At 33.0% G+C, this 20973-nt stretch carries 19 protein-coding genes; 5 read left to right on the top strand and 14 right to left on the bottom strand.

All coding sequences use genetic code 11. From position 1 onward, the window contains the following. Positions 1-17: 17 nt before the first annotated feature. From SD960_RS20620 to SD960_RS20635, 4 genes are all read right to left on the bottom strand, one after another. Positions 18-2255: a cation:proton antiporter gene (locus SD960_RS20620; RefSeq protein ID WP_318805770.1), complete on the bottom strand. Its 2238-nt coding sequence runs from the start codon at positions 2253-2255 to the stop codon at positions 18-20. Positions 2256-2475: 220 nt separating this feature from the next. Continuing rightward, positions 2476-3822 carry an adenylosuccinate lyase gene (purB, locus tag SD960_RS20625; protein WP_318805731.1) on the bottom strand — a complete coding sequence of 449 codons (1347 nt, stop codon included), beginning with the start codon at positions 3820-3822 and terminating at the stop codon, positions 2476-2478. A 90-nt stretch (positions 3823-3912) separates the two neighbouring features. Further along, positions 3913-4539, bottom strand: coding sequence for a sterol desaturase family protein (locus SD960_RS20630; protein WP_318805732.1), 627 nt, complete (start codon positions 4537-4539; stop codon positions 3913-3915). A 62-nt stretch (positions 4540-4601) separates the two neighbouring features. Then, positions 4602-5303 (bottom strand): NAD-dependent deacylase, encoded by a 702-nt coding sequence (locus tag SD960_RS20635; RefSeq protein ID WP_318805733.1) that lies wholly within the window; start codon positions 5301-5303, stop codon positions 4602-4604. Positions 5304-5424: 121 nt separating this feature from the next. On the opposite strand from SD960_RS20635, the gene cysC reads away from it, so the two are divergent. The 5 genes from cysC to SD960_RS20660 are packed head-to-tail and all read left to right on the top strand — an operon-like array spanning position 5425 to position 8768. Then, positions 5425-5958 carry an adenylyl-sulfate kinase gene (cysC, locus tag SD960_RS20640; RefSeq protein ID WP_318805734.1) on the top strand — a complete coding sequence of 178 codons (534 nt, stop codon included), beginning with the start codon at positions 5425-5427 and terminating at the stop codon, positions 5956-5958. A gap of 17 nt (positions 5959-5975) precedes the next feature. Beyond that, on the top strand, positions 5976-6659 hold the full coding sequence (locus SD960_RS20645; RefSeq protein ID WP_318805735.1) for an aspartyl/asparaginyl beta-hydroxylase domain-containing protein: 684 nt from the start codon (positions 5976-5978) through the stop codon (positions 6657-6659). Between the two features lie 8 nt (positions 6660-6667). Next, the gene (locus SD960_RS20650) at positions 6668-7627 is read left to right on the top strand and encodes a sulfotransferase family protein (protein WP_318805736.1); all 960 of its coding nucleotides are present in this window, start codon (positions 6668-6670) and stop codon (positions 7625-7627) included. Between the two features lie 39 nt (positions 7628-7666). After that, complete coding sequence (locus tag SD960_RS20655; RefSeq protein WP_318805737.1) at positions 7667-8047, top strand: hypothetical protein; 381 nt, start codon at positions 7667-7669, stop codon at positions 8045-8047. Positions 8048-8105: 58 nt separating this feature from the next. Continuing rightward, positions 8106-8768 carry an RNA methyltransferase gene (locus tag SD960_RS20660; protein WP_318805738.1) on the top strand — a complete coding sequence of 221 codons (663 nt, stop codon included), beginning with the start codon at positions 8106-8108 and terminating at the stop codon, positions 8766-8768. A 94-nt stretch (positions 8769-8862) separates the two neighbouring features. Here the strand turns inward: SD960_RS20660 and SD960_RS20665 are convergent, their stop codons facing one another. The 10 genes from SD960_RS20665 to SD960_RS20710 all read right to left on the bottom strand — a co-directional run bounded on the left by SD960_RS20665 (position 8863) and on the right by SD960_RS20710 (position 20700). Beyond that, the gene (locus tag SD960_RS20665) at positions 8863-9765 is read right to left on the bottom strand and encodes a YARHG domain-containing protein (protein ID WP_318805739.1); all 903 of its coding nucleotides are present in this window, start codon (positions 9763-9765) and stop codon (positions 8863-8865) included. Beyond that, positions 9762-10397, bottom strand: a complete 636-nt coding sequence (locus tag SD960_RS20670) for a DUF2306 domain-containing protein (RefSeq protein ID WP_318805741.1) — start codon at positions 10395-10397, stop codon at positions 9762-9764. The genes SD960_RS20665 and SD960_RS20670 overlap by 4 nt, the downstream gene beginning before the upstream one ends. 122 nt (positions 10398-10519) lie before the next feature. Further along, positions 10520-12115, bottom strand: a complete 1596-nt coding sequence (locus tag SD960_RS20675; protein ID WP_318805743.1) for a PepSY-associated TM helix domain-containing protein — start codon at positions 12113-12115, stop codon at positions 10520-10522. Between the two features lie 185 nt (positions 12116-12300). Next, positions 12301-14460: a TonB-dependent receptor gene (locus SD960_RS20680; protein WP_318805745.1), complete on the bottom strand. Its 2160-nt coding sequence runs from the start codon at positions 14458-14460 to the stop codon at positions 12301-12303. 97 nt (positions 14461-14557) lie between these two features. After that, on the bottom strand, positions 14558-14935 hold the full coding sequence (locus SD960_RS20685) for a hypothetical protein (RefSeq protein WP_318805746.1): 378 nt from the start codon (positions 14933-14935) through the stop codon (positions 14558-14560). A 231-nt stretch (positions 14936-15166) separates the two neighbouring features. After that, entirely contained in the window at positions 15167-18511 is a 3345-nt protein-coding gene (gene secA / locus SD960_RS20690; protein ID WP_318805748.1) for a preprotein translocase subunit SecA, read from the bottom strand. Between the two features lie 89 nt (positions 18512-18600). Beyond that, positions 18601-18822 carry a DUF2795 domain-containing protein gene (locus SD960_RS20695; RefSeq protein ID WP_007138072.1) on the bottom strand — a complete coding sequence of 74 codons (222 nt, stop codon included), beginning with the start codon at positions 18820-18822 and terminating at the stop codon, positions 18601-18603. A gap of 173 nt (positions 18823-18995) precedes the next feature. Further along, entirely contained in the window at positions 18996-19565 is a 570-nt protein-coding gene (locus SD960_RS20700; RefSeq protein WP_318805764.1) for a cob(I)yrinic acid a,c-diamide adenosyltransferase, read from the bottom strand. A gap of 45 nt (positions 19566-19610) precedes the next feature. After that, the gene (locus SD960_RS20705; protein WP_318805765.1) at positions 19611-19991 is read right to left on the bottom strand and encodes a hypothetical protein; all 381 of its coding nucleotides are present in this window, start codon (positions 19989-19991) and stop codon (positions 19611-19613) included. Between the two features lie 22 nt (positions 19992-20013). Beyond that, positions 20014-20700 carry an ABC transporter ATP-binding protein gene (locus tag SD960_RS20710; RefSeq protein WP_318805766.1) on the bottom strand — a complete coding sequence of 229 codons (687 nt, stop codon included), beginning with the start codon at positions 20698-20700 and terminating at the stop codon, positions 20014-20016. Positions 20701-20973: the final 273 nt, after the last annotated feature.

Consider the following 20973-nt stretch of genomic DNA (forward strand, 5'->3'; position numbering starts at 1 on the left):
GTACCTTAGCACCTTTATTAAGTTTTCTTCATCAACTCTTTCATTTTTCTTCTATCACCTACAACCCAGATAATGTCATTTTTTTCGAGAATTAAATGTGATTCAGGATTTAGAATTCTGTTTCCGTTTCTTTCAATTCCTACGACCATTCCATTAGTTTTAGTTCTAAATTGGCCGATGCTTTTTTGAATAAAATCTTCATCAGAAACTTCTAATTGGCGCAAAACAATTTGAGATTCTTCTACCGTTTGAGCGTCATCGGTTTCATTTTGGTTGAGGTATTTTGTAAATTCAGTAACCTGTGCATCTGTACCAATGACACAAATTTCATCTCCCGGAAATATTCTTTCATTTTTTGTGGGAATAGAAATGGTGACATCGCCTCTTTTTATGTAAGCAATATTAATTCCCATTTGCTCACGAATTCTTAATTCTTCTAATGTTTTTCCGGCCAGATTAGATTCTCTTCCAATATCAAAAAATGACATGTGACCATCCCAGGGCATTAGGTTAGCATAACGTCTGTCGATTTTTTTGTTCTCTCGATCGTTTAAATTCTTTAAAAAGTGACTTTCAATTTTGTGATATTGTTCATTTAGTTTTTTCGGGAATAATTGATAAGCTGCAATGGCAATAATTAAAGCTACAAATGCGACCAACGGAGAAAAGAAAATGTTTAACAGAAAACCAATAAAAAACAAACCAAGGCTCATTCTAATTAAAATTAACATTAATAACGCACCTCGATATTTACGTTCTTCCCATAATAATTCGACTTCTTCAACAGCCACACGTCGCAATGAAAGTGCCCATAAAAAAGGCGCAATTACAACTAATGTGATAAAAGCTGCCAGCGTATTTCCAAATCTCGTATCAGCAACCAAAGGGGCTACAAATTTAGATGACAATAAAATTATTGCCGCAATAATAATGGTGTGTATTATGATTTGAATGACATAAGCATTCATTACTTTTTGCCAGGTGCTAACGGCCTTTATGGCTTGGGCATTCACACTATAACGGTTGATGTTTTTAACCCATTTTTTAGGTAATTTTCGTTCCAGAAATTCAGAAAAAGGCACTGCATATTTTACCATAAATGGCGTAGTAAATGTTGTTATCGCAGAAACTGCCACAACAACAGGATACAAGAAAGAACTTGTAACGTTTAGTGTCATTCCGAGTGTCGCAATAATAAACGAAAACTCACCAATTTGCGATAAACTCATTCCGGTTTGAACGGATTGTTTAAGAGGCTGCCCGGCCAATAAAGCACCAATTGTTGAACTTACAGATTGACCAACGATGATTACAATCGTTAATATGGCAACAGGAGCAGCGTGTTCGTATAACATTTTTGGATCAATTAACATTCCAACCGATACAAAAAATATCGCACCAAATAAATCTTTTACAGGTTTTATCAAATGTTCAATATGTTCAGCCTGTGTGGTTTCTGCAATAATAGAACCCATTATAAAAGCACCCAATGCAGGAGAAAAACCAACATTTGCGGCAAAACTTACCATCATTAAACATAATGCCAATGAAATAATAAGCAGCATTTCATCTGTCAATAGGTGTTTTGTTTTTTTAAGAAGTGTTGGAATAAAAAAGATTCCGCCTACAAACCAAACAGTCAAAAAGAATACTAATTTTAAAACAGACATCATTAATTCGCCTCCTGAAAATTGCTGACTTACGGCAATAGTTGAAAGTAAAACCATCATCAAAATGGCTACAATATCCTGAACAATAAGCGACCCAATTACAATTCCTGCAAATTTTTGTGCTTTTACGCCCAATTCATCAAATGTTTTGAGAATAATTGTTGTCGAAGAAATAGATAAAATTACCCCCAGGAAAATGCTATCCATTGATGACCAGCCCATCCATTGCCCGACCAAATAACCTACGAGGACCATAGTTACTATTTGGGTAATTGCCGTAATAGATGCCGTTCCGCCGACTTTCATTAGTTTTTTAAAACTAAATTCGAGTCCTAAACTAAATAGCAGGATGATTACTCCAATTTCTGCCCAGACTTCCACACTTTTCATTTCGGTAATAGACGGGAAAAAATCAAAATGATTTCCGGCCAAAAATCCTGCAATCAGATAACCTAGAACTAACGGTTGTTTCATTTTTTTAAATAGAAGAACAGCAATTCCAGCAGTAATCAGGATCAATCCCAAATCACTAATTAAAGGTCTTAAGTGGTGTGTAGTTTCTGCAGCGGCATTTAAAGCAATCATACGTGGCATTTGTTTGTTCGGAAGCTAATCCAGGTTTCCATTCAGGATTTTACTTTAAAAAAATAGTTTCATAAAAACTTTCATTTTCAGATATATTCACTAAACGACTAGAATAAAAGCAGTGAACAAGTTTGGACTAGTTCCCGATAGGGTTTATATATAAATAAAAAAGCTATCCCGATAAAGATAGCTTTTTTTGACAAAATATTTTAGGTTTTCTTTAAATTCCTGTGAAATTACTAGGTGTTATCTGTATTAATTCTTCTTTAATGGCATCAGAAACTTCTAAAGTCGCAATAAAATTATGTATAGCTTTTTTATCAATCGCTTCATTGGTTCTTGTCAAACCTTTCAGAGCTTCGTATGGATTTGGATACGCTTCACGACGTAAAATCGTCTGAATTGCTTCGGCTACAACTGCCCAGTTTTTCTCTAAATCTTCGGCAAATTTACCTTCATTTAAAAGTAATTTGTTTAAACCTTTCAATGAAGCTTCAAAAGCAATAATAGTGTGCCCCATCGGAACGCCAATATTACGTAAAACAGTACTATCTGTTAAATCACGCTGTAATCTTGAAATTGGTAATTTGGCTGCTAAATGTTCAAAAATAGCATTTGCAATTCCTAAATTCCCTTCAGAGTTTTCAAAATCAATTGGGTTTACTTTATGTGGCATTGCAGATGAACCAATTTCGCCTGCTTTGATTTTTTGCTTAAAATAATCCATTGAAACATACGTCCAGATATCACGGTCTAAATCGATAATAATATTGTTGATTCTTTTTAAAGCATCAAAAAAGGCAGCAAAATGATCATAATGTTCAATTTGAGTGGTTGGAAAAGAATGGTGTAAACCAAGTTCATCCTGAACAAATTTACTACCAAATTGTTTCCAGTCGATTTGCGGATATGCAACATGATGTGCATTGTAGTTTCCTGTTGCACCACCAAATTTAGCAGCAAACGGAATATTAAACAACAAACGCATTTGCTCTTCAAGACGTTCTACAAAAACCAAAAGTTCTTTACCCAAACGAGTAGGAGAAGCCGGCTGTCCATGCGTACGGGCTAACATTGGAATGGCTGCCCATTCTACGCTTAATTCTTTCAATTTAGAAATTAAAGCAATTAATGACGGCATATAAACCTGCTCAAAAGCTTCTTTTGTCGAAAGCGGAATTGCTGTATTATTGATATCCTGAGAAGTTAATCCGAAGTGAATGAACTCTTTGTATTGAGATAAACCTAATTTTTCAAAAGCATCTTTAATGAAATATTCTACCGCTTTTACGTCGTGGTTGGTTACTTTTTCAGTTTCCTTAATCCAAAGCGCATCTTCAGTAGAGAATTTTTTGTAGATATCTCTTAAACTGTCAAATAAGTTTGGGTTAACGCCAGAAAGTTGTGGTAATGGCACTTCGCACAAGGCAATAAAGTATTCAATTTCAACCAATACACGGTATTTGATTAAAGCTTCTTCAGAGAAAAAAGGGGCTAATGAAAGGGTTTTGCTTCTATATCTTCCGTCAATTGGCGATATAGCATTCAATTCGTTTAAAGTAGTCATTGTTATGTTGTTTGTTCGAAAGGTGCAAATATAAGGTATTGTTAAAACTTCTGAAAATTACCGAAGCGTTATTATGTCGCAACTTTACAATTAGATGATGGTTTTGAAGATTTTATCCCAAATAGTAAAATAAAATCCATAATTGTGAAATTCATTTTTGTGATGATTCGAATGAAACTTCGTAGTCGAAATCCATTTTGTGAAAGAACTTTTATACCAAAAATCAGGAAAAATATCTTTTTTCAAATGGCCAAATATTCCATATAAGAGATTTAAAATTAGATAAATAATAATACTGAGATAATTGAAGTTTAAAACCGTAATCGAAAACAACCAGATAATTCCAAATCCTAAAGTTTCTATCGGGTGCAATACGTACAAACTATATACACTCGTTTCGACATGTGTGTGATGCAGTTTGTGAATAGGAGAAAACCATTTTAAATAATGCGCGAGAAAATGGAAGCAAAACATGAAAAAATCCATTATTATGACTAACAATAAAGTGTCTGTTATTATTGAAAATAAAGATGGCGAAAAATCTATTTTTATAATGCCAAAATGATATAATTCAAAACCCAACAGCGTTATGAATGTATTGCAAATTAAAGTTGAAATTACCCATTTACGATCTGTTTTGTTCAGTTTTGTATTATCATATTCAATTATTTTTGCCAGAACAACAGAAAGAATTATCAGAACTAAATTTTCAATCAAAAATAAAATAAATAAGCTCCATAAATTAAATTGAGTTAAGAGCTGTAACCAGCTTTGAAACATCATATTGTTTTTTCCATTTCAAATAATTTTTCTCTTAAAATTGCTACACCTTCCGAAGCAGGTTTAGCAATAACTTCCACTTTGTTTTGAATATTCGGAATCGAAATTGGTTTCGGATCAATATAAAAAACCGGCGTAATGCTGTAAGTATATGAAATTAATCCTGCGGCAGGATAAACTTGTAATGAAGTTCCAATTACTGCAAAATAATCAGCTGTTTCTGTAATAGTTATTGCTTCTTCAAGTGCCGGAACTTCTTCGCCAAACCAAACAATATGCGGACGCAATTGGTGTCCGTTTTCATCAAAATCACCCGTATATAAATCGTCTGGCCAATCCAGAATTAAACTTTTATTTTTTGTACTTCGCACTTTTAATAATTCTCCATGCAAATGCAAAACTTTTGTGCTTCCGGCGCGCTCGTGCAGGTCATCAACATTTTGTGTAATAATGTGAACATCAAAATCTTTTTCTAATTCGGCTAAAATTTGATGACCTAAATTCGGCTGCACTTCTTTAAGCTGCTGACGTCTTTTATTATAAAAATCCAAAACCAATTCCTGGTTTTTATGCCATCCTTCAGGCGTTGCCACTTCCATAACATCATGACCTTCCCACAAACCATCGCTGTCACGAAAAGTTTTTATTCCGCTTTCGGCACTAATTCCGGCTCCGGTTAAAACAACAAGTTTCTTTTTCATTTTATTCAATTAAAAGATAAAAATAATGATTTCGACAAACAATAAAAGGGTATTTATACTTATTGTTTCATTCTTACAAATTATTTAGTTTTAAGGTTAAAAAAACTAAAGAAAATTCTCCATGATTTTAATACAATTTACAGGATTATCTGGTTCAGGAAAAACAACATTAGCCCAGAATGTTCGTGGCTTGTTAATTGAAAACGGTTATAAAGCTGAAATAGTAGACGGTGATGTGTATAGAAAGACAATCTGCAAAGATCTGGGATTTTCTAAAGATGACAGATGCGAAAATGTCAGACGCCTTTTTAATGTAGGACAAGATTTTATTAAAACCGATACGATTGTTTTAATGTCTGTAATAAATCCATATGAAAACCTGAGAAACGAATTGAGAAATCACGAATTTGTCAGAACCGTATTTTTGGATTGTTCCATCAATAATTTAATCGAAAGAGATCCGAAAGGATTGTATAAAAAAGCCTTATTGCCGGATTATGACAGCAATAAAATAAAAAATTTTACAGGAATAAGCGATGTTTTTGAAACTCCGTCAAGTGCCGATTTGGTTTTAAAAACAGATTTTGAAACTATTCCTTTTTCGACAAATAAACTTTATAATTTTATAATTGATAATATATCCGGTTTAGCCTAATCTAATTTTTAAAGTATATGAATCCTTCATCCAGCAAACTCCCAATTTCCTTTTCAATAGATAAATTACAAAAAGAACTCGCTATTTGTGAAAATGATTTGTGGACGCCACATTTTAATACCAATCGTTATGAAGGAAATTGGACAAGCGTGTCTTTAAGATCGCAATCTGGTTTGGTAAACGATATTACCTCTTTTGCCAATACAGAACATAAAAATACGAATTTGCTGGATCGTTGTGAGTATTTTAAAGAAATTATGGATTGGTTTCAATGCGAAAAAGAAGCCGTTCGATTATTAAGGTTAGGACCAGGAAGCGAAATAAAAGAACATGTTGACAATGATACTTCTTATGAAGATGGTTTTTTTAGAATTCACATCCCTATTATAACAAACGATGAAGTATTTTTTTATGTGGATAAAAAACGGGTTCCCATGAAAATGGGCGAGTGCTGGTACGCTAATTTTCAGCTTCCGCATAGCGTAGAAAATAAAAGTGCCGAACCCCGAATTCATTTTACATTGGATTGTATTAGAAACGATTGGTCTGATAAATTATTTGAAGAAATGGGTTTTGATATTCATTCTTCACCGAAAAAAAATGTTTATTCAGACGATCTCAAACAACAAATTATTGATGAGCTTTCTTTAAATCCATCAGAAATTAATGCTAAAATTATAGCTGATTTATTAGCCCAATAAAAGATAAAATGAAAAATATAAATCATCCGCTTTCAAATTGGATTCCATATAAATTGATTGAAAAAGACAATGAAGTTTATTTTGAATGGATTTATCTGGGAGATTTAAAATATGCGGAACCTTTTTTTGATGAAACCATTTCAAAATGTAGAAGTCACGTTAATAATTCGAAACTATTTAAAGTAATTACAACGGTAGAAAATCTTTTGGATTGGTCGAATGAATTAATTGCTGTCGAATTAAAATCTTTAATATTCCATGTTTCGCGCTGTGGTTCTACCATGTTGAGTCAATCTTTGGCAACGTCTTCAGAAAATATCATGATTTCTGAAGCACCCATTATCGATGAAATTTTACGAAGCGAAAATTTTGATTTAGATAAAAAAGCAGCTCTTTTAAAAACTGTTATTTCATTTTTGGGTCAAAAAAGATTTTCCGAACAGCAGCATTTAATTGTTAAACTCGATGCCTGGCACATTTTTAATGCCGATTATTTGCGATCTATTTTTCCTGAAATACCTTTTGCATTGCTTTACAGAAATCCGGTTGAAGTTTTAAAATCACATCAAAAACTGACAGGAATGCATATGGTTCCGAATTTGTTACCGTTTACTATTTTTGGAATTACAGATAAAGAAATGAATGAAATTAGTTTTCAGCAATACGGAGCTTTGGTTTTAGAGAAATATTTTCAGGCATTTCTGGACTTTTCCGAAACAGATCAAAATGTTACCAAATTGAACTATAATGAAGGAATGAAAAATGTCGTACAGAAATTTATTTCATTTATTAATGTTGATTATGCGGATAGTGAACTTGCTAAAATGTATGAACGTTTAGGAACACATTCTAAAAATGAAAGTGCAGTTTTTACAGGTGATTTTTTTAAAGAAGAAACTTTACAGATTGATTTTATGAAACTTGATTCTTTATATGAAAAAATGAACTATAACTTTATTAAAGTATAAAAACCTTTTTTCTTGCTTTTTATATGTTATTTTTATCAAATGAAAAAGATGGTTTTATTGCTCGTTCTTTTTGCAGCGACTCATTTATTTGCTCAGGTTAAACCTAAGGGAGTTACTCCATTTGGGAATACTAGTTTCGCAGCAAATTTTCAGTTTTCAAATACGGATAATTATGCTATCGATTATCAAAAATACATCAACTTTCCTATTCAGTTTTCTATCTATAATCCCAAGCCAGGTTTTACTCCGACTAAAATGGATTCGCAAAAATATTATTCTTTTAAAAATACCAATTTATTACTCAAAAGAGAAATGAGTAATAGAGAACCAGAGCCAATTTATCCGAATCAGGATAAAAAGAAAAGTTTTGGCGAAACTATTTTCAGTGATGTTTTAGAAGGGGTTTTTAGTAAAAAATAAAAATAAAGCAATACACATATTTCTTTTAAAATGTATTTTTGCGACAAATAAGATTGAAATGATTGATTTAGATTACCTCGCTTTTCTTGAAAATATACTAACAGATAACCGCAAAGAAAAATTTCTTAAAGTACTCGGCAACAGAACTAAACATTTTACAATTGTGGTTGAAGATGTTTTTCAGATGCACAATACAAGTGCCGTTATGCGGAGCTGTGAAGTTTTCGGAATTCAGGAACTGAATGTAATCGAACAGCGCTACGGAAAAAAAATCGACAAAGAAATTGCAATGGGCGCCCAAAAATGGGTTGATATTCATCAATTTGATTCGGTAACCAATTGTATTTCTACTTTAAAAGAAAAAGGGTATCAAATTATCGCGACCACGCCACACGAAAATGACTGTTTACTGGAGGATTTTGATATTTCAAAACCCAGCGCTTTATTTTTCGGAACAGAAAGAGATGGTTTATCCGAAGAAATTCTGGAAAAAGCGGATGGTTTTCTTAAAATACCGATGGTTGGTTTTACTGAAAGTCTGAATATTTCGGTTTCTGCAGCGATCATCATTCAAAACTTAACCAACAGATTACAAAATTCAGATATCGACTGGCATTTATCCGAAGAAGAAATTCTGGAAAAACGTTTGGCCTGGGCTAAAAATTCGATTAAAGATATTAAACGAATTGAGGCAAGATATTTTGAAGAAAATCCGAGATAAAAAGGTTGCCACGAATTACACGAATTTTTACTGATTTTTGGTTTTAATTTTAAAAACTGATTCGTGAAAATTCGTGTAATTCGTGGCAAAAAAATTATCGGCCAAAAGAATCATAATTATCTTCGGCATATTTTTCAAAACGTTTTAGCAAAACAACGTTTTCTTTTTCGACTGCTGTTAGTTCATTATTCACATTGTCTGAAACCGGAATATACCATTCAACATCATCAAAAAACTGACGAACTGTTTTAGTTTTAAAAGTAAGCCCGTGTCTGGCAAAAATGGTATTTCTAAGAATCTCCAAATCAATTTTCTTTAGATTTTTTACATCAGATTCTTTCAATTTTTGGGTTGATGAATTTATTTTAAAAATACTTTCAGAAGCTTCTCTGTATACAGTTTCCATATAGGTGATGTCTTCTTTAGCATCTTCAGGATTCTCACCTTCTGTTTCTTCGGTTATTTGTTCTTTTTTTGGATTTTGGTAATCGATATACATTCCTTCCTCCGGAAGCATTACATTAGGATTGTAATTAAAAGCTTTTTTAACGAGTTCGAATTTTCTTTTGCGAACTTCTTTTTTGGTGTTATTGGCAGTCCAGATTCCTACTAACAAGGTGTCATTTTTTATTTCAAAATCAAAAACACCGTCATTTTTATCATCTCCGGGTTCATTAAGTGTAAAATGAAATGTATTTCCTTCGGTTGTTATTTTGCCTTTAAGCGGACGGCTATTACCGGCAACAACACTTTGCCCTAAAACTTCTGAAGCTGTTATTTTTTTAATGACAATATTAATTTTGTTACTATACATTTCAGATTCTGCTCTGGTTGTATCACGTTCCAAAACAGTAAAATCGCCTACCCACGAACCGTACAAATCAGTATGAATTTCTTCGGGTTGTGTATTATCGGCATTTTTGGCAATGCTTTTTTTCTCATTAGAGTTGCAGGAGAAAAGTAATATGGATAACAATAAACAAAAAAGGTTTTTCATTTTTTTAATTGGTTATAAAGATAATATTCAACGATTAATAAATTCGGAATCCATCCTAACCAAGCGATTATCTGGTATAAATCCATTGGAGCGGGATGAAACAAATATACAAGAATAACCTTCCAGAAACGTAACGTTATAGCAGAAAAAGTTAGAGCAAAACTTCGCAGCATAAAGGACTTATGTTTCGTTATATTCTTGTTTTTGATAGCAGTAAAACCCTTTAGAGTAAAGTAAAACCATAAAACGGACAAACTGACAAAAGAGATTTTGGAATAAAATCCGCCGTTTGCAAAAAGACCAATAAACAAACCCGAAGGCGCACTTAACAAAAGAACTGTAAAAACATAAAACTTCCCTATGTTTCTGTGTGCTAATGGAAAATTTTTTAAAAGAGTAGTATTTAATTGAAAAAATCCGGCAAGTAAAACAAAAATTGCTGAATATACATGAGCGTAAAAAAAAGGAATATAAAACGGAATCTTATCTACTTCAGTTTGTTTTATTTGCAGAAAAGCAGCATCAGTATGAAAGGAAATATATTGCCACGTAATGTTAATCATTAAAATAAAAAAATAACTAAAACAAAATGTCCAGGCTAAGGGAAGTAAAAGCTGAAAGTTCTTTTTCAATTTTATTGAAGATTATTAAATGCAATCAAATATATGTAAAAAAAGGTTCTAAGAGCCTAAGTTACTAAGCAACTAAGAAAAAACTTAGAACCTTAGTAACTTAGAGCCTCAGTACCTTTTTTTTACTTTTTCAAAAATAAAATAAAACCTAAAACACTAACAATTAAAATGGTCAAAGCGGCCAGAACCATGGTTAGGTCGCGAATGTTTTTTCCTGCCCAATCCATAAATAAAAATTTGTGGAGAATGGCAAACGAATAACCTTCAACCATATCAGAGCTTTTAATTTTAGCTGCCAGTCTTGAAGTCGAAGTCTCGATAAAATAAGTTGTCTTTTCCGGAGTGTCATAAGCCAATTTAACAACGGGCAATCTTTTATTTACGAAACCATATTCTCTGCTTTCAAAATCAGTTAAAACTTTAGATTCTAATAGTTTTGCATTTTCTAATGAAGTTTCCGGTTCATCAGAGCTTTCAACCATTTCGCAGCAAGCCGCTTTTGGCGCTCCGTCTGTAAAATAATAAGCCAGAAATTCGGCGTATTCCAAATCAATATTTGGAGTTATTTTATTTGTGGTTGCATTAATGTAAACTACTTCCGATTTTTTATCGTCTTTTTTGCCCCATTTTGAATTTGAATCTCCTTTTGGCTTTTTAAACTTTTCTTTTTCTAATAATTGACAACGGAAATAAGTTGTGTCATTTAAAGTAATAATGTTGATGTTTTGAAAGCGATTCCAATCTAAATTTAAAACATTATTTGCCACAGGAATTTCTTTGGTTTTAAAAGTAGGTTCGTAAACCATTTGCGATAAAGTATACGGAGTCCATTTTGTTGTGGCATGATATGCGCCGCTAAAAGCAAAAGTCAGCGTAAAAAGGGAAACCCAAATTCCGATTTGGCGGTGGTATTTTCTCAATCCTTTTTTTGGTGCTAAACTATCCGTCTTTTTGAATTGTTTCCAAAGTAAACCATAAATTAAGATTCCGCTCAAGGCAGAAAACCCAATTATAGACAGTAAAAAAATCATTGTGATAATTCTAATACTGTTATTTGTAATCGCATCTACAAACGACCAATTATGGAAAGTATCAAAGAACCAAATAAACCATTGTCTGGAAGTTGGATTATATGTTGCCAGTTTACTTGAAGAAGTTTCTACATAAACTTCCATGGTGTCAGGGCGATCAAAGCTAAGTTTATAAACTGGTAAATAACGGTTTACATATTTGTATTGCGAAGTAAATTCGGTTACAACTTCGCTTTGTTTGATAGTACTTTTTTGATCGTCCAGGAAATATCTTGAAAGCCATTCCGCATATTTTTGATCTCCATTTTCTAATTTCTCAGCTGTTGAAGTATCATAATACCATAATTCGCCAATTATAGTTTTAAGCTGATAATAGGTTTTATTATTGAAAGTAACTATTCTAAAATTTTTGAATTGACTAATCTCGTTTTTCTGTAGAACTTCCTGAATCGAAAATTTCAATTGATTTTTATCAATAATTTGAGTTTCCAATTTGTCATGGGCAATTTCAGGTTTGAAAAAATGCGCCATAAAAGGATGCATCAAACCTGATAACGTCCAGAAGATTACCGGAATAATTGTAATCAAACCAATTGTACGATGCCATTTGTACATGTGTTGCTTGATTTTTTTGACAATTTTAGAATCTTTCTTTTTAGACTTTTTCTCTTTTATTTCTTTGCTCATGTCTGTAATCTTATGATTTGTCTAATGGTTTTTTTTTGCCACTGATTTCACAGATTAAAATGATTTTTTACCATTAAGAAATTAAGAAAAGTTAAGTTTTGCTTAATGAAACTTAATATCTTAATGGTTCAATTTTTTTAAACTTATTTTAATCTTTTTAATCTGTGAAATCTGTGGCTAAATAATTATTTTTTTAATGAAAAATTATACTGAATTCCAAAAACAAAAGTTCTTGGTGCTGCTGCTGTGTATGTTGGCTGAGCGTTTGTGGTATTTGCTCTCGAAACATTATAAGCATATAATTTATCGGTTAAGTTTAATACATTTCCGTAAACTTCAATTCCCTTCCATTGGTATCCAACTCTTGCATTAAACAAATTATATCCGCCATATTTTATGGTATTAATCTGATCCTGATAATAACTTCCCACAAGCTGCCATTCTACAGAAGTTCTTAAATTTGGAAGCCAGTTTGGATAATAACTTACTTCTGAATTTCCGGACCATCTCGGTGCTGCAGGCATTTCTTTTCCGTTTAAATCCTGAACCGGATCTGATGGTTTGTCTGAAAGTTTGAAATCGATATAAGTGTGTTGGGCGTAAGTTCCGCCAAGGCGAAAGTTGAATTGTTTTGATGGGCGGTAAGAAGCTCCAAATTCAATTCCTTTATGACGGGTTTCTCCAGCCGAACGATAATCAGTTGAATTATCAGCAAGTTTGATGTTTAGAAGCTCATTTTTTCCTTCCATATAATAGAAAGCGTAATCAAAATTTAATTTATTTTGAAAGAAAGAAAACCATCCGCCAACTTCGTAATTATTGAAAGTTGCAGGTTCTAAGTTGTAATAAAAATCTGCAGGAACGCCAGTTGTTCCGCCAGTTCCGGGTTTTGTTCTAAAAATAGATGTGATTCCCGGGGGCGCAAAACCTTGAGAGTAGTTGCCATAAAAACCTGCAAATTCAATAGGATTGTAATTTGCGCCTACTTTGAAAGTTGCTTTGTCGTAGACTTTGCTTCCTGTAGAATTATCTAATGCGTTATTGTAATTAATTTTCATATTGTCATAACGACCGCCAACCGTGATAACTAATTTTTCTATCGGATTAAAACTCAATTGCGCATAACCTGCCGTGTTGAAAATATCAGCCGTATAATCGGCTAATTTTGAATCCGGATGTTCTGCAATAATTTCATAAGAATCTACAGTTTGTTTTCCAACTTCTCCAGGATTTAAATTGGCTTTTAAATCAATCACATAAGCCCAATAAGTAACTGGAGAATAATCGTATAAAGCTCCGGCAACCAATTTAGTATTTAAGAAATCAAATTTTTGAGTATGTTGTCCGATCGCTCCATAACTTTTAAAGTTGTTTGAATTGACTTCTCCTTTTGCAGTTGTAGGATTTACGGTCGGGCTCCATTTTATTCCGTATGAAGGGTTTTGTCCCAATTTGTTGTCGCGTAAATACGCTGTAATATAACTGCTAGAATTACTGTTCCAGTCGTGTTCTAAAGTTAATCGTGTTCTTAAAGCATCCGATTTTCTATACGTAAAATCCGTTGTGCTTTTATAAGTTCTGTTATTAAAAGCATCTTCGTTTACGCTTCCGCTCATGTCAGAATAGTATTTTCCGTACATGGTATTACTAATCAATCGTGTAGAAGAGGAGATGTGGTAATCGATTCTCGCGTTTATATTGTCTTTGTTGTAATCAGAATACGTCATCCAGCCATTTTCCTGTAAGCTTGAAATTCCGGCAATATGAAAACCAACTTTTCCAATTGTTGCGCCACCTGCAGCCTGAAATCTATGGTAGCCATAATTATCTGCCTGAACTCCAAATTTAAATTCAGGATCTACAGGTGGTTTTAGCGAAATTAAATTGATCGTTCCGCCAACTGCTTCAGGTCCGTATAATGAAGAAACTGGTCCTTTTACAACCTCAATAGTTTGTAAATTAAATTGATTAATTTCCAGTAAAGCATTGTGATTAAAGATTCCCATTGGACGAATCGGTAAACCATCTTCCAAATATAAATAATAAGCATTGGTTGTCATTGGCTGACGAATCGACATCATATGCTGTTCGTTTCCTAAATTCACCATTAAAACTCCGGGTGTTTTGTTTATGATCTCGTATACGGCTGTTGCTTTGGTTTCGTTAATGGTTTTTGCCGTTATTTTGCTAATGGCAACAGGGGTTTCTTTACGTAAAGTTGCAGTACGATTGGCAGTTATAAAAACATTTTCCAGTTCCTGAGATTTTGTTGTGTCTTTTTCCACCTTATTTTGTGCAAAAACACATTGCCCTATGATAAGTAGGGTAAAGTATATTTTTTTCATTTTAAATTATATAAATTTTAAAAGTAACATGTGTTTTTCCTGACTTTGAGTCATGAAAAAATCTTTTCAGGTTTGAATTGAAAAGTGCAGCTAAAATTTATATAAAATAGGATGGAGGATGAAAGGTAGAATTGGAAACCGAAATTGGTTTTGCATCAAATGAAGCAAAAAGTTTTGCAGGAGATTCGATTGGTGTTACTAATTTAAAATTAGCTGTAGCTGTATTCTGAATGTAAACAACTTCTGCTTTTTCTTTCAGGTTGTTTTGCATTCTTTTTTCGTTATCGGAATACTTTTTTAAACTTTTTTGAAGTTCGCATCGACCGTTACAACTATTAAAAACCATTTTTCGCTGAACGCAAATGGTTTTTGAAATTTCTTCCTGATTTAATTTGAAGGAGGTATAAACAAAGAAACTGCCAAATGATGGCACTAAAAGCATGCAGGAAAGAAATATGATAAAAATTCTCTTCAAAACTTTTTTTGTTGTTTACGATTGCAAAAGTACTGTTTATTCGATTTAGAAAGAATTTATTTTTAAGTTTTCCTAAAAAAAGTTTACAGTCTCAGTTTACAGTCACTAACTCTAAACTGAAAACTATTTTAAAAAACAAAACCCGACAGGTTTTAAAAAGCCTGTCGGGTGTGATGTATATAATTTAGATATCAGTCTGTAAACTGAAAACTGCGACTGTTAAACCGTAACTTATTTAACAAGAACCCAAGCGCCAGAAGCGATTAAAGTTTCTGCTTTTTTAAATTTCATTTCTTCAGTTTTACCTGTAGCAACTTCCTGAACTGTTACAGTATCATTGCGGTTGATTTTTGGCATATCTCTAACAATCGTTTCTGTAACCTGACGTTGTTGTGTTTCTCCAGCTTCACGGTTGATGTCTTCGCTGTTAACGATTTCATCTTTGCTTAATTTGAAGTTTTCTTTTTGACGAACTTCTCTTGCTTCATGAATTTCTGAAGTAACGTTTTGAGCTGGTAAATCACCTTTAAACAAGAATGAAATCACTTCTTTGTTAACGTTGTCCAACATTCCTCTAAACAAGTTGAAAGCTTCTAATTTGTAGATTAGTAATGGATCTTTTTGTTCGTGAACGGCCAATTGAACAGATTGTTTCAATTCGTCCATTTTACGTAAGTGTTTTTTCCAAGCCTCATCAACAATTGAAAGTGTAATGTTTTTCTCGAAATCAGCAATTAACTGAGCACCTTCGCTTTCGTAAGCTTTTTTCAAATCGGTAACAACATTCAAAGTTTTGATTCCATCTGTAAACGGAACTACAATACGCTCAAAATGATTGTTCGGTTCTTCGAAAACTCCTCTTATAATTGGGAAAGCTTCTCTTGCGCTTCTTTCTGTTTTTTCAGTGTAAAAAGCCAAAGCTTCTTTGTATACTTTTCCTGTAATTTCAACATCTGATAATTTTGTAAAATCAGCTTCAGAAATTGGAGAAGTGATTCCGAAATAACGAATCAAATCAAAATCAAAAGTTTTAAAATCGTTTGCTATTTTATTGTTGCTTACGATTAATTCGCAAGTATCATAAAGCATATTGGCAATATCCAGTTTTAAACGCTCACCAAACAATGCGTGACGACGACGTTTGTAAACTACTTCACGTTGAGAGTTCATAACGTCATCATATTCTAATAAACGTTTACGAACACCAAAGTTGTTTTCTTCTACTTTTTTCTGAGCACGTTCGATAGATTTGGTCATCATAGAATGCTGAATAACTTCACCTTCCTGTAATCCCATTCTGTCCATTACTTTTGCAACTCTTTCAGAACCAAATAAACGCATTAGGTTATCTTCTAGAGAAACATAAAATTGAGAACTTCCCGGATCTCCCTGACGTCCTGCACGACCACGTAACTGTCTGTCAACACGACGAGAATCATGACGTTCTGTACCCACAATTGCTAAACCTCCGGCAGCTTTTACTTCTGGAGATAATTTAATATCGGTACCACGACCAGCCATATTTGTTGCAATAGTTACAACTCCGGCTTTTCCTGCTTCTTCAACAATCTGTGCCTCTTGTTTGTGCATTTTAGCATTCAAAACGTTATGGGTAACGCCTCTCATTTTCAACATACGGCTTAATAATTCTGAAATCTCTACAGAAGTTGTACCAATTAAAACTGGTCTTCCTGCGTTTGATAATTCAGTTACATCTTCAATTACAGCGTTGAATTTTTCACGCGTAGTTTTGTAGATATAATCTTCCTTGTCTTGTCTTGCAATCGGACGGTTGGTTGGAATTTCAACTACGTCTAATTTATATATCTGCCATAACTCTCCAGCTTCTGTAACCGCTGTACCTGTCATACCACCCAATTTGCTGTACATTCTGAAATAATTCTGTAATGTAACAGTTGCAAAAGTTTGTGTTGCAGCTTCAATTTTTACGTTTTCTTTAGCCTCAATCGCCTGGTGTAAACCGTCAGAATAACGACGACCATCCATGATACGACCTGTTTGTTCATCGACAATCATAATTTTGTTGTCCATGATTACATACTCTACATCTTTTTCAAAAAGAGCGTAAGCTTTTAAAAGTTGAGTAAGAGTATGAATACGCTCGCTTTTTACACCAAAATCCTGAAACAATCTTTCTTTTGCTTCCGCTTCAGCGTCTTTATCTAATTTTTGTTTTTCGATAGCAGCAATTTCAGTTCCAATATCCGGAAGCACGAAAAAGTCTGCATCTGTATCTCCTGAAAGGTATTTGATACCGTTATCAGTCAATTCAACCTGATTGTTTTTTTCTTCAATTACAAAATACAAAGCTTCATCAACTTTGTGCATTTCGCGATTGTTATCCTGCATGTATTGATTTTCTGTTTTTTGAAGCAATTGTTTGATTCCTTCTTCACTCAAAAATTTAATTAATGCTTTGTTTTTAGGTAAACTTCTGTAAGCTCTCAATAATAAGAATCCACCTTCTTTAGTGTTTCCTTCTTTGATTAATCTTTTAGCTTCTGATAAGAAACCATTTGCTAACTGACGCTGCTGTGCTACTAAGTTTTCGATTTTTGGCTTCAACTCGTTAAATTCATGACGATCTCCCTGAGGAACTGGTCCTGAAATAATAAGCGGTGTTCTTGCATCATCAATCAATACAGAATCGACCTCATCGACAATAGCGTAGTTGTGTTTTCTTTGTACAAGATCACTTGGCGAATGTGCCATGTTATCTCTTAAGTAGTCAAAACCAAATTCGTTGTTGGTTCCGTAAGTGATATCAGCGTCGTAAGCTTTTTTTCTTTGTTCTGTACTTGGCTGGTGATTATCGATACAATCAACAGTTAAACCATGAAATTCGAATAAAGGCGCTTTCCATGTACTATCACGTTTTGCCAAATAATCATTCACCGTTACTAAGTGAACTCCATTTCCGGTTAAAGCATTTAAATATAATGGAAGTGTAGCCACCAAAGTTTTACCTTCACCCGTTTGCATTTCGGCAACTTTACCTTCGTGCAAAACCATTCCACCAATTAACTGAACATCGTAATGAATCATGTCCCATGTAATTTCTTTACCGGCAGCATTCCATTTATTGGCCCATGTTGCTTTGTCACCCTCAATAGTGATGTATGTTTTAGTAGCTGATAGTTCGCGGTCTTTTGCAGTTGCAGTAACTTCAATAAAAGAATTATCTTTAAAACGACGTGCCGTTTCTTTAACTACAGAAAATGCTTCAGGAAGAATTTCCAATAAAGTTTTTTCCGAAATTTCATAAGCTTCTTTTTCAAGAGCGTCTATAGCATCATAAAGATCTTCTCTTTTGTCGATGTCTTCGATGTTTTCTACTTCTGCTTTAAGCGAAGCAATTTTAGCATCTTTATCAGCTCTGGCTTCTTTTATCTTTTCCTTAAAATATGCGGTTCTTGCTCTTAATTCGTCGTGAGACAAACTCATTAAGCTAGTTTCGAATGTTTTAATTTTGTTTAAATAAGGTTGTAAAGCTTTGACATCTTTTTGTGATTTATCACCTACAAAGACTTTTATAATACTGTTTATGAAACTCATGATTTATTGTATTTCTATTATATGTAAATGTTGTATTTAGAACCAAAAAAAAAGCCTCTGTGATGAGACTTTTTCCTTTGGTTTATTTTTTAATATTCATCCTCATTCCAAAGATAATCTTCGTCTGTTGGATAATCAGGCCAAATTTCTTCCATTGATTCGTATATCTCACCTTCGTCCTCGATAGATTGAAGGTTCTCTACTACTTCTAACGGAGCACCAGCTCTAATAGCGTAGTCAATAAGTTCATCTTTGTTAGCAGGCCATGGCGCATCACTTAAATAAGATGCTAATTCTAATGTCCAATACATCTGTTATCTTGTTTAGTTTGTGCAAAAATAAATTTTTTACTGAAAAAGACAAGTAAATTTTGATTTATTTTAGTAAAATTTAAGAACGTCTCTATTATATTGCAGATTTTAGATTGTTGATTTTAGATTTTTGAATCATAATATCCAAAATCTGAACTCTAAAATCTAAAATTTTATTTCCTCGGAATCCATTTCACTTCCTCCGCTTTTAAGTCAAACGACAACTTCCGTGCCAAGACAAAAAGGTAGTCAGAAAGTCGGTTTAAGTACATGATTGCGATTTCAGGAACGTGTTCATTATGGCTTAAATGAACTGCCAAACGTTCTGCACGACGGCATATACAACGTGCAATATGACAATGTGACACGGTTGGGTGTCCACCCGGTAAAACAAAATGGGTCATTTGAGGAAGACTTTCTTCCATTTTATCAATTTCGTTTTCTAATAATTCAATATCAGTATCAATTATTCCAAGGTTTTTTAATCGAAGTTCTCCATTCTTTAAAACCTCTTTTTCTTGTGGGGTTGCCAAAATAGCCCCAACCGTAAAAAGTCGGTCCTGAATTTCGATTAAAATAGTTTTATAATGCGAATCCATTTCCTGATCACGAATAAGACCTATATAAGAGTTTAATTCATCAACGGTTCCATAACTATCAATTCTAATATGATCTTTAGGAACACGAGTACCTCCGAAAAGAGCTGTGGTTCCCTTGTCTCCTGTTTTTGTATATACTTTCATTTTTTTGAGATGCTAAGGTTCTAAGATGCTTAGATTTTTAAAATTTTAGCTTTTTGGATAGCGAAAAGCGGCTACGTATTTTTTGTCGTTAATCTTAATAAGTATGGCAATGTTTTCTATTTTTTTGTCTTCTGTTGGTATTTCAGATGAAAAAACATTTTTCTTTTTATTTTTTGAGCCTTTTAGAAATTTGTTCGTATTGTCATAAAATTTAAACATAACTGATGCCTCAATTTTTTTGATAGAAACAGGTTTATTTAAGGAATCTTCAACATAATAATCAATTGTTTTGTCATACTTAATTATACCCACTGTATATCCGTCATCAACAATAACCTTTCCTTTTAAGGGTGCGCTTGTTTGTGCGTTGACACAGTTAAGTATAAATAAAAATATAGGCAAAAGTTTTTTGCTGTTTAATGTCATTTTATAATATTTAGGCCTAAAACTATTTAGTTACGTCACTTTCAATTAATCCGTCACGTAAACGAATAACGCGGTGTGCATAAGCAGCAATATCTTCTTCGTGTGTTACTAAGATTACGGTGTTTCCCTGTGCATGAATGTCTCCAAAAAGCTTCATGATTTCTACAGAAGTTTTACTATCTAAGTTTCCGGTTGGTTCATCGGCAAGAATAATAGAAGGTTTGTTGACCAAAGCGCGGGCAATGGCAACACGCTGACGTTGTCCACCAGAAAGCTGATTAGGTTGATGATCCATTCTATCGGCTAGATTTACCTGGGTTAAAACTTCAACGGCACGTGTATTTCGTTCCGATTTCGAATGTCCGGCGTATATCATTGGCAGCGCCACATTGTCTAACGCTGTAGTTCGTGGTAATAGATTGAATGTCTGAAATACAAATCCAATTTCTTTATTTCGAATTCCGGCCAATTCATCATCTTTCATTTTGCTTACATCTTTTCCGTTCAGAACATAATGTCCCGAAGTTGGAGTATCCAAACAACCTAATAAATTCATTAAAGTTGATTTTCCGGATCCTGAAGGTCCCATTAAAGCTACATATTCTCCTTTATTAATCTCTAAATTAATTCCTTTCAGAACATAAACGATTTCATTACCAAGTACAAAATTTCGTTTAATGTCTGTTATTTTAATTAATGGATTTGCCATTTCGTTTTACAATTTTGGATTTAAAAGTACAAAACACTTTTCAATAATATATAAGTAGTGTTTAATTGATTTTTGTTACAAGATTTAAACCAGCAAAATAAATATGAGTTTACTTATTATTTATTTTTTTTAAAATATAACCAATACAAAAAAATGTTGTTATATGATTTTAAATTGTTTTTATATAATTATCATATTTTTTAAATTTTATTAAATTATTTTTATTTTAAATATTAAATTTTTAGTAATTATTTATAATAATTCAAATTTTTA

The organism is Flavobacterium sp. MMLR14_040, assembly GCF_033657265.1.
In the GTDB taxonomy this organism is placed as follows: Bacteria; Bacteroidota; Bacteroidia; order Flavobacteriales; family Flavobacteriaceae; genus Flavobacterium.